We start from the raw sequence: 15433 nt of genomic DNA, 5'->3' as shown, positions 1-15433 counted from the left end.
TAGAATGCGTGTAAATTATCTTATGATGACATTAATCACAATTAATGCTTTAACTAAAGTAGTAGACTTATCATCATTAACTCTTGAAAATGCGCATAACAATGTTAATCAAACTTTAAACACATCTCTGGCACAATTTGAAGGTTGGGTAGAAGAAAAAATTGCTTTTTTAAAAACTCTGTCATTAACTATTGAACATGACACAGACGGAATTGATTTTGAACTATTACAAAAGGAACTTGCTGCTTCAGAATCATTATTGTCCGATATAGACAGTGTTTATATCGGAACACCTAATCAGATATTTATTCATTCGGACTATTGGATACCTCCTGCAGATTATGACGCAACTGCTCGCGAATGGTACATACAAGCCTTAAATGCCAATGATTTTTATATGACCTCTCCTTATGTGGATGCTACAACCGATCAGCTCGTCGTATCTTTATCAAAAAAATTAGTCGATTCCAATAACGTCTTCATAGGAGTAATTGGTATTGATATTCAATTAACTAAATTAGCTGAAATAGTAGACAACCTGTCTACATCAGATGGTTTGTATTCATTTATAGCAAATATTAACAACGATATTTTAATGCACTCGAATACAGATCTACTACCACAACTCGACGGAACAATGTTTAATATGGAAACATCAGTAAGTGATTATGAGAATTTATTTAAAGATACCCCAGGAAATATTAGCACAAATATAACTACATCGGGTATTAATGTATATAGTGGATATTATAATATTCCGCACACTACTTGGAAGGTAGTTACAAATTTTCCTACTTATCATACTACTCAGGTTATTGTAACTGAAATAGTTGTCGCCATAGTAACTATTTTAGCTACTCTTGCCCTCAGTACCATTGTAATTGCACGTTTTGTAAAAAAAGACATCTTGCCAATAAATCAAGTGGCAGAAGCATTAACTCAAATTAGCCAAGGTAATCTTAACGTCAATGTATCGGCTATCCCTAAAAATAGCAAAGAATTAGATACTCTTACCGGATCTTTAAATGTTGTTTCAATCAGTCTCAATAATTATATTAAAGAAATATCCAGTATTTTAGCAGATTATGCACATGGAGATTTTAGACCTACTCCAAAACAAAAATATATTGGAGACTTTGTTGCAATCAAAACATCATTAATTGATATTTCCAATAGTTTAAAAACTTTACTATCTGATACTACATTTTCTGCAAACGAAGTTAACGATGCCGCTACCAATATTTCTAGTTCTGCATCTGAATTAGCAAGTTTAACTACATCTCAATCAGATCTTTTAAATGTTTTTAGATCCAATATAGGTGATATAGTAGCTGAAATTATAAGCAACTTAGAACAAATTGATAATAGTTATAATAATATTTCTGAAATGGCTACAAAAGCTCACAATAGCAAAACTGTATCAAACGATATGGTTAACGCAATGCAACATATTAGCGAGTCTACCAATCAAATATTAGAAATTATTAATCAGGTTGAAAGTATTGCAAGCAAAACGAACCTTTTGGCACTYAATGCAAGTATTGAAGCCGCAAGAGCCGGAGAAGCTGGTCGAGGGTTTACGATAGTGGCAAATGAAATTAGATTACTTTCTGGAACAACATCAGAAATTGTTAAAACTATATACGATATTATTAGTATCAATTTAGAGAATGTAAAAAAAGGCGAAGAAATGGTGGCCTTGACGACAAATGTTTTGGATGACATAATACACTCGAGTACTTCTTCTGCTAAAATTTCCAAAARTATACGAGATCATGCATTAAGGCAACGTGAAGAACTTCACAAAATTGTAGATGATACAAATCACTTAGCTACAGATATTTCAAAAAATGCTGCAATTTCTCAAGAAAACGTTGCAATTAGTCAAGAGCTCGCATCTCAAGCAGAAGTATTAAAGTCTCAGATGGACAATTTCATTATTAGTTAAGGAGACAAAAAATGCAAGAACCTATTTTAGTCATTATGGCCGCTGGGATGGCCAGTCGCTTTGGATCATTAAAGCAAGTTGAACCCATTACAGATAACGGTGAATTTATCATAGACTTTTCTATCTATGATGCCATAAAAGCAGGATTTAAAAAAGTTGTGTTTATCATCAAAGCCGAAGACAAAGAAATTTTTCAAAATGCAATCGGAAAACGAATTGCTGGCAAAATAGAAGTTACTTATGTTTGTCAGGATATTAACAATATTCCAGATGGATATACTGTTCCCGCAAATAGAGTAAAACCTTGGGGGACAGGACACGCAATATTTTGCTGCAAAGATATTCTTGATGCTCCATTTGCAGTTATCAATGCTGATGATTTCTATGGTCGGGACGCATTTTATAGCATCTATAACTTTTTATTAAATGCCAATGAAAATACTTCTTATGCTATGATAGGCTATGTTTTAGAGAATACACTAAGCAAGAACGGAACTGTGACTAGAGGTGTTTGCGATGTACAAAATAGTTTTTTGATAAACATTCAAGAAAAACACAATATCGAAAAAATTGGARCTATCATTCGATGCAAAGAAAATAATCAGTTTATAAAACTTAAATCCAATGCCATAGTTTCTATGAACTTTTGGGGATTTACGCCAAAGATATTTGATGCGATAGAAACCGGATTTATGGAATTTTTAGAAATCAATTTGGAGTCTAATTCACTAAACTGCGAATTCATTTTAACTTTTGTAATTAGYCACATATTAAAGAGTGACCCAGAAGCTGTTGCAGTTATTGACTCAAAAGATAAATGGTTTGGAATAACATACAAAGAGGATAAACCAGCTCTTCTTGCTGCGATAAAAYTTCTACAAGAACARGGAGTTTATCCTCAAAATTTATGGAGCTGAAATCACGCCAACGATGGCGTCTTTTTTTGCCCAAATATCATCCTCTGCTGCATCTTGCCATCTAAATATTCCGTCCACTGCAGCTTTTTTGGTAATCACAGAAATTTGCTTTTTACCTAATAATTTTGTAACCTCATGAGTATATGAAAATAGAGCCTCTCCCACTTTTACTGTAGCTCCATCGGCAATAAGACTTTCGGGTACCAAAATATCGTTTACTGCTAAAAAAGTTTTTTCACCAGTTTTGGTTACATGAATGGTTGCTGGAGCTAGTACCAAACAATTTTTAAACTCTGTATCGATATGATTATTCAGCTGTAATCGTAAAATATCTCTAGCTGCCTCGTCATCTAGCAACAGCGTATCCATCTCATCATTAATCAACATTTTTGATAAATCCGTTAACGAAATTGCTATGGATTCCATCTCTTCTTCTTCTGCAACAGAAACAATTCCATGATCCGTCAGCTGAAAAAAAGCCCCCTCAAAAGTATAGACCGCATCTTTATTTCGCTTTGCTATATATGCCCATATTGCTGATTTGAGATGCATTAAAGTCACCTGATTTGCCAACCTAAAGCGCTCACGATTTTTATACAAATATTCATATATAATAGGCTCATCATATAAAATTATTACGTCACTATCTTTGAATTTTTTACAGTTTAACGGATAATTCAAATAATCGATAAGCTCACTCATATCATGATAACAATATAATTCATAAAAATCACTTTTATTAAATGTTAAGGTTTTAAACTCACCCTGATAATAGTCACATACAAACGCGTTATGCTTGCTAATTGCAAATATAAAGGTATCCATAGGTTCTCCTAACTATATTTATTTAAAAGTATTGGTAATATTATCATGGTAATTAAATTTAGATGCTATTTCATCTGCAACTCTTTGCGCAAAAACATCCAGTGCAAATACTCCCTCTTCACCTTTTTGCCTACTTCTAACAGAAACAGTTTTGTTCTCCATTTCGTCTGCTCCCACCACTACAATATAAGGAACTCTTTCATTGCGAGCTTCACGAATCTTATACCCAATTTTTTCGGTCCTCTGATCAATCTCTACCAAAATTTTATTTTTACGAAGCGTTGCTGCAACTTCGGCCGCATAGTCTGCGTATTTGTCAGAAATAGGAAGTATTTTGACCGCAGTAGGGGCAAGCCACGTTGGAAATGCTCCTGCATATTTCTCGATTAACATCGCAAGCGTTCGCTCGTAGCATCCAAGAGATGAGCGATGAATAATATAAGGAAGCTTCTTTTCACCATCCGCATCAACGTAGGTCATATTAAATCTTTCCGCCAACGCAAAGTCAATTTGAACCGTGATAATTGTATCCTCTTTGCCATGAACATTTTTAAATTGTACATCGAGTTTAGGTCCATAAAATGCGGCCTCATTTTCAGCTTCTTTATAATCAATTTTCAGATGATCCAAAATGTTTTTCATAATAGTTTCAGTGGTTTCCCAAGCCTCTGGATTATCAATATATTTTTCCTTAAACTCAGGGCTCCATTTCGAAAATCTATACGAAATATCCTTATCGATTCCCAGCGTTTTCATGATATATTTGATCAAGTCGACCACATTTTTAAATTCTGTTTCCAGCTGATCTGGAGTACATACAATGTGTCCATCAGCAAGAGTAAATTGCCTTACTCTAATTAACCCATGCATCTCTCCTGAAGATTCATTCCTAGCAAGCGTGGCTGTCTCCGCATATCTAATAGGCAAATCTCGGTAGCTATGCTGCTCTTGCTTATAAATCATAAATTGAAATGGGCAAGTCATAGGTCGCAAGGCAATAATTTCGTCATCCTTTTCTTCGTTTCCCATCACAAACATTCCATCCTTATAATGACTCCAATGCCCCGAAATTTTGTACAAATCATTTTTAGCCATATTAGGAGTTTTAGTCAGTAAATAGCCATTCTCCTCTTCCAAATCTTCAATCCATCGCTGCAGCGTTTGAATAACCTTTGCCCCTTTTGGCATAATCAACGGAAGCCCCTGACCCACAGTTTCATCTGTTGCAAACAACTTCAGTTCACGACCCAATTTATTATGATCACGTTTTTTCGCTTCTTCCACAGCTGCAAGGTATTCAGTTAACATAGCTTTTTTAGGGAAAGCAGTCCCATAAATTCTATATAACATCTTATTTTTTTCATTGCCTCGCCAATACGCACCTGCGCAAGAGGTCAATTTAAACGCTTCTACTTGCTTGGTATTAGAAAGATGCGGTCCTGCACATAGGTCTACAAAATCACCTTGCTTATAAAAAGTAATCTCGGCATCTGCAGGCAATTCATTGATTAACTCAATTTTATATGGCTCATCTTTCATCAGCTCCAATGCCTTGTCTTTAGGCAAAGCAAATTTTACAATCGGATGCTTAGCCTTAACGATTTTCTTCATCTCTGCTTCTATTTTGGCAAGCTCTTCATCGCTGAAATGTTTCTCCGCATCAAAATCATAATAAAACCCATTATCAATCGCAGGCCCAATAGCCAACGAAATGGTTGGATACAAATTTTTTACTGCATGTGCCAAAACATGTGAAGCTGTATGCCAAAATGTATGTTTGCTGTCTTCAAATGCTGCAACTGTTCCGTCTTCTAAATAAATATTCATAATATCTCCTTTTACAAAAGCTCTTCTATATAATAGAGCAAAATATAAACCTATTATAAGTTTGGCAAAATTTAATGTCAAGCCTCCAAAAACGATCAAAAAAATCCTCTTTGTTAGAGAGGATTAAAAAATATTAATAAGTTATATAGTTAGCCGGATTTTGGCGTACACCATTTTTACGAATCTCGAAGTGAATGTGATTTCCAGTAGAATCTCCAGTAGAGCCAACTTCTGCAATGTGTTGTCCCTTACTTACTTTATCCCCCACTTTTACGTAATTTCGAGAGTTGTGTGCATAATAGGTTTCATATCCATTACCATGATCAATTATTACCAGGTTGCCATACCCGCCATAGTTGTATGTTGAGTATGTAACAGTTCCGCTAGCTGCTGCATATATGTTAGTTCCAGCAACGGCTGCAAAGTCGATTCCGCCATGGAAAGTCCCCCATCTAGGTCCATATGCCGAAGACATCCAACCTTCACCATTCAATGGATGCATAAACATGCTCTTGCTAGATGATACGACATTTGAATCTGTTCCCGCGGTAGCTGTTTTGGTTCCATATTCAATCACAGTCTTTACTTCATTATATAGAATCTTTTCGTCAATAATACTTCTGCCAACTTCTTTTCCATTCACTTTAATGATTTCAACATAAATTTCTTTGACCCCATCTTTTCCTTGCTTAATAATTTTTTCTTCACCTTTTAGCATATTCGAGTTTGCTTTATACTCAATCTCAGCCGGGATTTTTTCAATAAAAGTGGCCTTTTCGATCAGCTGAGTTTCCAACTTTGGAGCCGATTTAGACACTGTAATTGTTTCGCCAACCTTTATTTGATTCGCATTTTTAATTTGAGGATTTAATGCTAATAGATTATTTGTTGTAGTATCATATTGCCTCGCGATATTGGATAATGTATCCCCACTTTTAAGAGTATAATTRATCGCATCAAAATTATCAGCTAATAGCGCATCTACAACAGTGTCCGGGTTAATTGATTCCTTTTTGGCATATAAAATTCGACCGCCAATTTCTTGAGTAATCTCTAAACTTTCGGCCACTATTGCTGCAGGTTTATCTGAATAAATGTCAACTTCTTCGGACAAAGTCTTAATCTTTTCGTCTGTTAAGGTAATAGGTTTTTCGGTATTTTTGATAGTGTTATTRGTAATCGAAAATTGGTCTGTTACAGCTTCTCTAGTAGAGATTCCGGCACCGATAGTAATAGGCACTACTCCGGCAATAGCAGGGGTCATTGCAGCTTTTGGTGAAATTGCGACACTTGTATCGTTTGATAATGTATGCATATATCCGCTAGCCACTTCTGATAGTAACTCCAAAGCTTCTTGCTCATCATTTACAATTCCCACAACTTTGCCATCTATTGTCAATTCATATGCTTCCACCAAATAATCAACTTTTGAACTCAAAATATCAATCAATTTATCCTGAGTTAATAAGTTTTGATTACTATCTGCTACTTTTTTGGTATCAAACTTATTTTGAATCTGAATACTTCTACCTTCTTTTTCTTCAAGGTTATTTTCCATTTCTAAAAATGCTTCATATGCATCTGATTCATTCTTCACTATTCCAACTAACTCGTTATCAAAAAATACTTGGTAAGAACTTTCTGCTGCGTAAACTTGAACGCCATGACCTCCCATAAAAGCAGCTTCAAACAAAAGTACCATTAGCATCATTTTACTGATTTTGTTTGTATTCATGTTCTTATCATTGTTCGTTCTTAATAACTTCATAACCTTTAACCTCCAAACCACTCCTTAGGAGCTTTCACATATTATCGACAAATCCTGCCACGATTTTAAATAGTAGAACATTATTATTATGTTCTTAGGAATATTTTTGTACCAAACTTCATTATTCTATAATTATAATTAATATTTATGTAACATTTAAATTTTTATTCCACTTCTCAACCAAAAAAATAAATAAATTGTATTTCCGGTATAATTAAAAAAATCCTCCAAGCGAATCAGAGGATTAAAAATCAATTATCTAAATTTTATATGCTACTTCAAATGCAGTTCGTATTGCAGACTCTATCCTTCCCGGTTTTAATGCATCCCCCACTACTGCAACATTAGCACATGCTGCATATGCGATAGCGCTGACATCGATCGATTTTACGCCAGTTGATACCACTACATAGTCCGCAGCTATTTCACTCACTGCTTGTGTATTCATATCTTCTACCACAAYCGCTCCATCTCTTACCTCAATCAATTTTGTAGAAGCCATATATTTTACATCATATTTTGATAATCTATCCATAGCATCGAGGTAATGCTGTACATAAATATTTTTCCCAACTTTGTCTAGCATCTCAATTATTGTTACTTCATTTCCATTTTCACAAAGTAATTCTGCAACTTCAAGCCCTGTTGCCCCCGAACCTATTACGCTTACCTTAAAGTTTGAAATTGCTTTACCGAGGGCCAATGTTTCTTCTACAGTTTTAACGTGTGCTAAGTCAATTCCTGGAACAGCGGGCTTTGTAGATACCGCACCAGTTGCGACCAAAACTGCGTACGGATTTAGTGATTTCAGAAGTTCTGCAGTTACAGGAGTATTTAATCTGATTTCGACTTTCAGTTCTTCTAATTGAGTAATTTCATATTCCACAATCCAATTGATTTTCTCTTTGCGGGGCGGCTTATTTGCGATATTGATTTGTCCACCAACACGGCCGGTTTTCTCCAAAATTATCGTCTTGAATCCACGTATAGCCAGCACTCGTGCAGCTTCCAATCCAGCAAGCCCCGCTCCTATCACTACAACTACACGCCCGTTTCCATCTTTATTATTAGCAAACGTATATTCTGTTTCTCTTCCAGCGACAGGGTTAATCGCACATTTGACAGGTCCACTCCCAGCTGTTATGGCATCGCTAACCAATGTCTCAAAACAATACGTACAGGAAATACATCGATTTATATTGTTTTCTCTGCCTGCTGCAGCTTTTTTGGCCCATCCGGGATCTGCAACAACGGCACGTCCCAATCCCACAAAATCTACCAAATCGTCTTCTAGCATTTTCTCTGCAAACCAAGGCTCTTTTACCATGTTTACTGCCATTAATGGTAGATCCACGTTATCTCTAATTCTACGGATTAGCTCTGTTCTACAACCCTGATCATATGTCATCGGCTCTGATAATGCATTAAACGATTCGTAAATTCCTTGCGACACATTTATATATGCTACTCCCATTTTTTCAAGACGCTTGCACACATCTATTCCGTCATCTATTGTAAAATAGCTTACAACGCCATTGGGTGCCAACAATTCATCAACTGTTAAACGCACTCCAATCGGAAATTCTTCGCCGCAAACTTTTCTGATAGCCTCAATAATTTCTTTCACAAAAGTAAATCGATCTGCTCCAAATCTATCTGATCTTTGATTTGTATACGGGCTGAGAAACTGCGAAATTAAATAGCCATGTGCTCCATGCAATTCAACTCCATCGCAACCACCATCCTTAGAACGTCGTGCTGCTGCCGCAAATTTAGCTATCACTTCCTCAACCTCGGCAGTAGTCATTTCGTGAGTTTCTTGGTTACATACACCGCAGGGCTTAGACGACGATGACCACAACGGCTCATTGCCATTCAAAAATGAAAACGACTCCCTCCCCGGATGATGTAGTTGCGTGAACACTACAATTTCCTTGCTGTGCAATATATCCGTCAGATGCTTTAGTGGCGCAATATGCTCGTCCCTTGCTGTACTCATCTGTCGCTTCAATGCTACACCATGCGCATCATCCACTCGCGTATTTTCTAATATAATCATTGCAACTCCGCCATCTGCTCTTTGCAGGATATATTCTAGATACGCAGGTCCTATTGTCTGATCTTCTTCTGCAACACCCATCGCTAGTGGCATCATAATTACGCGGTTCTTTAAAGTTAAGTTGCCTATTTTTCCGGCTTGAAATAATTTTGGGTACATATTTTCCTCCAATTAATTTATTACTGTAATAGCATTATCTAAAAATGCAATCCACTCCAATAGATCGGGCTATATATTTGCGATTCTTCCGGCAATGTTACACCTTTTAGTGCCCACTCTTTATACACTTCAAATCCAGTTCGATCAACGATATATCCAATGTGCTCTTTGCCTCCTGCAGCATTGAGATCGATATATTTGCCAACATAATCATACGTATTTAAAATAATTTTTAGGATGCTGTCTTCATCGGCCCATTTGATAAAATCTTCACCAAGACGCGGATTTTTTTTGCCTGTTCTGCCTAGGAGACTTAGTTTATAATACTTTTTTTCACTTCTAGTCCAGGCCATCGTTGGGCAATTTACGATGCATTCTCCGCAGCCGATACACTTTTCGTGGTTGCGAACAGGTCTATAATTTATGCCTTCTAAGGCCTTAACAGATTTTTTGGCACACATTCGAACACAAGCACCGCAACTGACACATCTGTTTTTGTCAAATTGTGGAAGAGTCATTCCGATAATGCCAAAATCATTCATCCTAGCCTTGGCGCAGTCATTGGGGCAGCCCGTTAAACCAATTTTAAAATGCAAGTCGTTCGGAAATACGGCCTTCTCAATCTTTTTAGCAAATTTAGTTGTGTTATAACAAGCATACGGACAAACTTTATTGCCTATACAAGCAGAAATATTTCTTGTGCCAGATGCTGGATACCCCTGGTCAAATGCTTCTTGATTAATTTCCATTCCATCGATCAATTCCTGAATCACTTTATTTACTCGCTCCATTTGTTCGAAGGGGATGCCCATAATCTCAAATCCCTGGCGACTGGTGATATGGATGGTCCCATCGCCATAAGTCTGTGCAATCGTTTTTATTGCTTCCAAATATTTTGCGTTTAAATATCCACCTGGAACACGAATACGAGCAGCGGTGATGCCTCTAACTTTTGTTACACGGAATGCATTCTTTTTAAGTTTTTTAGTATTAATATCCATAGAATCTCCTTAATCTACCAAATTTTTTGCATCGACATAGTTATATACAGGTCCTGATAAGCAAATATACTCTTCGTTAATTCTGCAGTGGCCACATTTCCCCAATCCGCAACACATTCTTCTCTCATAAGAAACCCAAATTTGTTCTGGTGCAATTCCTAAATCCAAAACACCTTTTACAGAAAATTTCATCATCATAGGAGGTCCCACAACAATGACTGCCGCATTAGCCTTGTTATCAAACTTTAAATCTGGAATATATTGCGTTACAAAGCCTGTTTTATATTTGCCTTCTGGTGCAGTATCTAGGGTTAAAATTACGTTGATATTTTTGTTCCAGCGTTCCAAATCCTTTTTGAATAAAATATCGTCGGGGCTTCTAAATCCAACAATCAGCGTAATCTTTTTGGCCTGATCTGAGTGCGCCGCGAAATAATCTATTACTCCCTTTACCGGAGACAGTCCTGTTCCACCTGCAATAACCACCAACTCTTTATCTTGAAAATTCTCGATATAAAATCCGTTGCCATAAGGTCCTCGCAATTTTAGCGAATCTCCTGTGTAATGCTCAAATATTTCGTTTGTCACTTTTCCTACTTTGCGGATGGTTARATCTACATATCCGGCGCCAATGCCACTAACAGAAATCGGTGCTTCACCAAATTTGGGCAAGCTCACTTCAAAAAATTGCCCCGGGGTTACTTCATCGCCATCATAAGACATTCTAAACGTATACTCAATTTCAGTATGCTTTATTACTTCTAAAATTTGGGATTCAAAAGGTATATAATTATTCATTGCCAGCCACCTCTTTCACAGCAGATTCTAGCTTATTGATAGCATTCGAAAACGAAATATATTCGGGACAAATATCGTCGCATCTGCCACAACCTACACACATGTTTTCGCCATGTTTCTTCTTATAATTCAGAACTTTGTGTAAAACTCTATATCTCATGCGCTGCCCTCTCTTAACTCTAAACTGATGCCCGCCAGCCATATCGGTAAAGCCGTCCACCATACATGATGCCCAAACTCTGCGACGTTCACCAACTTTGCCGTTATCGCTGTAGAAAATATCTTGCGTCGTGAAACAAGTACAGGTAGGGCATACAAAATTGCATCTGCCACAAGCAATGCAGCGGGTGTCATACTCGTCCCACATTTTGCTATTAGCCACTCGGTTATCAAGGTCTTGGGGAATAGCAACTGTCACTTCATTAGATGATACAAATTTAGGCTCTACATCTGCAGGAATTCCACCCTTAAATGAATTTGCAAAAGAGTAGTCCTTACAATCGATCGCATAGTCCGCGCCTTGCTTATCGATTGATAATGCATAATCATCGCTTTTTGAAGTACCCATACTTACGCAAAAACAATTCTCAAACGAGCTTTCACAACCCATCACCACAAACTTTACAGCTTCTCGCAGCTTTGTATAGTAATGATCAGGAAACCCGTTATTTAAATATATGCCATCTAATCTTTTTACCGCATGCAGATCGCAGTTACGTACAAAAATTAGAGCCTTCTTTTGCGGCATCGCTGCCTCGGTTGCTTCTTCTTCTGTAAAATAAAATAACGTTTGAGATATCGGAAGTATTGCTTCTTTAAAGGAATATTGAGATTTTGCGTCAAAAACCACTTCTTCTATAGAATGTATCTGCCCATACCTAATACAGTCTGTATCCGAAAAAGTTCCTCCACCAACAAATCGCTTGGGTGCAAAAAATAAATATTCATCTTTTAAATTTTGTAAAAACTTGTTCATATGCGTTGTATCCAAAACAAATCCCATTTAAAATATACCTCCCATTAGTAGTTTTGATGAATAAAACATGTTACTATAAATTTCGACAAAATACAACGCTACCAATTATATTTTTTATGGGCCTTGCAGCTGCCTCGCAAAAATGTTATTTTATTATAAAACAGCAGCAAAAGGAGCAACTATTATGGCAGAAGATACAATAGCAGCAATGATAGATCATACTTTATTAAAACAAAATGCACGAGCAGATCAAATTATACAATTATGCGATCAAGCAAAAGAAAACGGTTTCTGTTCTGTRTGTATAAATCCAAGTTATGTCTCGCTTTGTGCAGATCAATTGAAACACTCTTCTGTAAAAGTTTGTACGGTGATTGGTTTTCCATTGGGAGCCACGACGACTGCAACAAAAGTTTTTGAAGCCAACGAAGCGATTGAAAATGGTGCAGATGAAGTTGATATGGTTATAAACGTTGGTAAGCTAAAATCTGGTGATTGGAATTTCGTTCGAGAGGACATTAGACGTGTAGTTGTCGGAGTTGCTGGAAGAGCTATAGTAAAAGTAATTATCGAAACTTGCCTACTAACAGACGAGGAGAAAATTAAAGTTTGTGAAATTTGCAAAGAAGTTGGAGCTGATTTTGTAAAGACATCCACAGGATTTTCTACAGATGGTGCCACCGAATCGGATATCAAATTGATGCGTCAAACTGTTGGGCCTTCAATGGGCGTAAAAGCCTCAGGAAATGTTCGATCAATAGAATCGGCAAAAGCCATGATCTCTGCCGGTGCAACAAGACTTGGCACTAGCTCGGGGCTTGCAATCGTCAACGGATCGACCGCTAGCAATTCTTACTAAACTGCTACTGTTTTTAAAATAGTCTAGAAGGGGTTTTGTGCCCCCTCATTTCTAGATTACTTACGTTTTTTTACTCTAAAAACTTTGATTAATATGATGATTATAATAGCAATAATGGCAATAAATGGTAAATATAACACAAACGCTACTATCGCGGACTGAATAACTGCAAACAGATTTTTAAACGAATCTTTAAATGCCTGAATAATACGATCCATAAAAGTTACCGGTTCCGGATGCGCGTCAACATATTCATAGACTTCTCTCACAGTAATATCTATAGTTGAGAAATCTAGCAAACTGTCATATTTATTCAGAGAACCTTGCGCAAGTTCTAACTCATATATAACGTTGTTTAGTTCCTTTTCGATTTCAAATAATTCAGTCAGTGTGCCAGCCTCTTTCAGTAATTCTAGCAACCGGTCGCGCTGAGTTTCAAGCGATTTAATTCTAAGCTCCGTATCTACATATTGATCTGTGATATCCTGAACATCTATAGATTTCGAAGTCGCAACACCAAAATCTGCCGTGTCATCTATAAAGTTATTGAACTCTTCTTCGGGAATACGCACCTGCATATATGCACTCCGAGGGTTGAAGGTATCTCCCTTGCCATACACGGAGTAGCTTTCGATAAATCCGCCTAACTCTTCAATTTTCGTAAATATAACATCGATCGACTCATCAAATGCTGTGGTTTCAATATTCATATTACCGTTTTTAATCATCTTTCTGTTCGGCATAGCAATATCTGGCATCGCGCTATTTGCCCTCGGTGCTGAATCAGCCATCTTAGCATATCCACCACCTGCACTCATTTCCCCCATTTCCATTATTTCCATACTTTCTGGCAGGGCAACTTTATAATCTTCGTTCGCCGAGCTACACCCCRCTAACAAAAATATTGCCATCAATAATATAATTTTTTTCATAATACCTCCTGTACTTTTATGTATTTTTTGAAGTATATAACAAACTTAACATTYTGTCAATATATCGTCAAATTTCATTTTTGCATATAAATTGTCTCAATATGTTTATTTTTCAAATTTTTTGGCTATACTTTTAGATATAAAAATTTTGGAGGCGAGAATGTTAGAAGAACAATTTAAAGAAATTGATAGAATCAGATTTGCAGTTGGTACAAAAATATTGGCTGCTATGCAAAAGAATAAAYTAGAATATTCTCATTTTGCAGGAAGCTCTGGCTACGGATACGACGATAGCGGGCGAGAAATCATAGAGAAAATTTATGCTGATGTATTTGGAGCAGAAGATGCCCTGGTGCGACCTCAGTTGATGTCTGGAACTCATGCATTAACCGTATCATTTTTTGGCAACCTACGCCCTGGCGATACGCTACTTTCTGTAGTAGGCAAACCCTACGACACGCTTCTGTCTGTAATAGGAATACGAGAAGCATCCGGGAGCCTTGCAGAATTTGGAGTTAATTATCATCAAGTTGATCTTTTGCCTACAAACGAAATAGACTTCGCAGGAATCACGAATGCCATTACATCATCAACCAAAATGGTTACAATTCAGCGTTCTAAAGGATATTCTACTCGACCTACACTGTCTGTTGCTCAGATTGCAAAAATAATAKCAACAGTAAAAGCTGTTCGAGCAGATATCATATGCCTTGTGGATAACTGCTATGGCGAGTTTGTAGAAGAGATTGAGCCTAGCGAAGTGGGCGCGGATTTGGTAGTTGGCTCTCTTATCAAAAATCCTGGTGGAGGCTTATGCGAATCTGGCGGCTATATTGTAGGTAAACGCAAATACGTTGAAGCCGCAGCGATGCGACTTACAGCACCGGGGCTCGGCAAAGAAGTAGGAGCGACACTTGGAACCAATAAAAATGTGTTACAAGGATTATTTTTGGCTCCAGAGGTTGTTGCCAACGCCTTGAAGGGAGCGGTTTATGCTGCATACAAATTTGAGCAACTAGGTTTTAATGCAATTCCAAAGTGGAACGAAAAGAGATCCGACATAGTTCAAGCAATCGAAATGAATACCGCCGAAAATGTAATTGCTTTTTGCGAGGGCATTCAGAAGGCTGCCCCGGTCGATAGCTTTGTTAAACCCATTCCGTGGGAAATGCCAGGGTATGATGTACCTGTAGTTATGGCTGCTGGAGCATTTGTTCAGGGATCTTCTATTGAACTCAGTGCCGACGCTCCAATAAAACCCCCATTTACCGTATTTTTCCAAGGCGGATTAACACAATATCATGCTCAAATAGGGATCGATACTGCATTACAAATTATGAAAGACAAGGGCTTAATTGCTTAGG

At 37.1% G+C, this 15433-nt stretch carries 12 protein-coding genes; 4 read left to right on the top strand and 8 right to left on the bottom strand.

What is annotated here, in order from left to right:
* On the top strand, window positions 1-1948 hold a 1948-nt coding region (locus EPU_RS06025), incomplete at its 5' end, for a methyl-accepting chemotaxis protein (RefSeq protein WP_010167640.1).
* 11 nt (window positions 1949-1959) lie between these two features.
* Entirely contained in the window at window positions 1960-2865 is a 906-nt protein-coding gene (locus tag EPU_RS06020; protein WP_029488119.1) for a sugar phosphate nucleotidyltransferase, read from the top strand.
* Here the strand turns inward: EPU_RS06020 and EPU_RS06015 are convergent.
* The 7 genes from EPU_RS06015 to asrA form a co-directional block, all read right to left on the bottom strand.
* Window positions 2854-3690, bottom strand: coding sequence for a hypothetical protein (locus EPU_RS06015; RefSeq protein WP_010167636.1), 837 nt, complete (start codon window positions 3688-3690; stop codon window positions 2854-2856). The genes EPU_RS06020 and EPU_RS06015 overlap by 12 nt on opposite strands.
* A gap of 18 nt (window positions 3691-3708) precedes the next feature.
* Complete coding sequence (thrS, locus tag EPU_RS06010) at window positions 3709-5517, bottom strand: threonine--tRNA ligase (RefSeq protein WP_156778407.1); 1809 nt, start codon at window positions 5515-5517, stop codon at window positions 3709-3711.
* Window positions 5518-5650: 133 nt separating this feature from the next.
* Complete coding sequence (locus tag EPU_RS12695; RefSeq protein ID WP_052296469.1) at window positions 5651-7285, bottom strand: M23 family metallopeptidase; 1635 nt, start codon at window positions 7283-7285, stop codon at window positions 5651-5653.
* 259 nt (window positions 7286-7544) lie between these two features.
* Window positions 7545-9503, bottom strand: coding sequence for an oxidoreductase (locus tag EPU_RS06000; RefSeq protein ID WP_010167630.1), 1959 nt, complete (start codon window positions 9501-9503; stop codon window positions 7545-7547).
* Window positions 9504-9541: 38 nt separating this feature from the next.
* Window positions 9542-10504 (bottom strand): sulfite reductase subunit C, encoded by a 963-nt coding sequence (gene asrC / locus EPU_RS05995; protein ID WP_010167628.1) that lies wholly within the window; start codon window positions 10502-10504, stop codon window positions 9542-9544.
* Window positions 10505-10513: 9 nt separating this feature from the next.
* Window positions 10514-11308 carry an anaerobic sulfite reductase subunit AsrB gene (asrB, locus tag EPU_RS05990; protein WP_029488118.1) on the bottom strand — a complete coding sequence of 265 codons (795 nt, stop codon included), beginning with the start codon at window positions 11306-11308 and terminating at the stop codon, window positions 10514-10516.
* Window positions 11295-12305 (bottom strand): anaerobic sulfite reductase subunit AsrA, encoded by a 1011-nt coding sequence (gene asrA, locus EPU_RS05985; protein WP_010167624.1) that lies wholly within the window; start codon window positions 12303-12305, stop codon window positions 11295-11297. Before asrA ends, asrB begins: the two co-directional genes overlap by 14 nt.
* Before the next feature lie 157 nt (window positions 12306-12462).
* On the opposite strand from asrA, the gene deoC reads away from it, so the two are divergent.
* Window positions 12463-13137 (top strand): deoxyribose-phosphate aldolase, encoded by a 675-nt coding sequence (deoC, locus tag EPU_RS05980; protein ID WP_029488117.1) that lies wholly within the window; start codon window positions 12463-12465, stop codon window positions 13135-13137.
* 56 nt (window positions 13138-13193) lie between these two features.
* On the opposite strand, the gene EPU_RS05975 is transcribed toward deoC, so the two are convergent.
* A complete protein-coding gene (locus EPU_RS05975; RefSeq protein ID WP_010167619.1) occupies window positions 13194-14069 on the bottom strand; it encodes a DUF4349 domain-containing protein in 876 nt (291 codons plus the stop codon).
* Between the two features lie 160 nt (window positions 14070-14229).
* On the opposite strand from EPU_RS05975, the gene EPU_RS05970 reads away from it, so the two are divergent.
* Window positions 14230-15432, top strand: coding sequence for a methionine gamma-lyase family protein (locus EPU_RS05970; protein WP_052296468.1), 1203 nt, complete (start codon window positions 14230-14232; stop codon window positions 15430-15432).
* Window position 15433 lies beyond the last annotated feature (1 nt).

The organism is Candidatus Epulonipiscium viviparus, assembly GCF_000171335.1.
Taxonomy (GTDB): Bacteria; Bacillota; Clostridia; order Lachnospirales; family Cellulosilyticaceae; genus Epulonipiscioides; species Epulonipiscioides viviparus.
The sequence above is the reverse complement of the archived record's forward strand: the minus strand, read 5'-3'. Positions and strand labels throughout refer to the sequence as shown.

Bases quoted from the DNA above. Each gene is read 5' to 3' on its own strand.
- asrA (WP_010167624.1), bottom strand. From the start codon at position 12,305: ATGGGATTTGTTTTGGATACAACGCATATGAACAAGTTTTTACAAAAT.
- EPU_RS06015 (WP_010167636.1), bottom strand. From the start codon at position 3,690: ATGGATACCTTTATATTTGCAATTAGCAAGCATAACGCGTTTGTATGT.
- thrS (WP_156778407.1), bottom strand. From the start codon at position 5,517: ATGAATATTTATTTAGAAGACGGAACAGTTGCAGCATTTGAAGACAGC.
- asrC (WP_010167628.1), bottom strand. From the start codon at position 10,504: ATGGATATTAATACTAAAAAACTTAAAAAGAATGCATTCCGTGTAACA.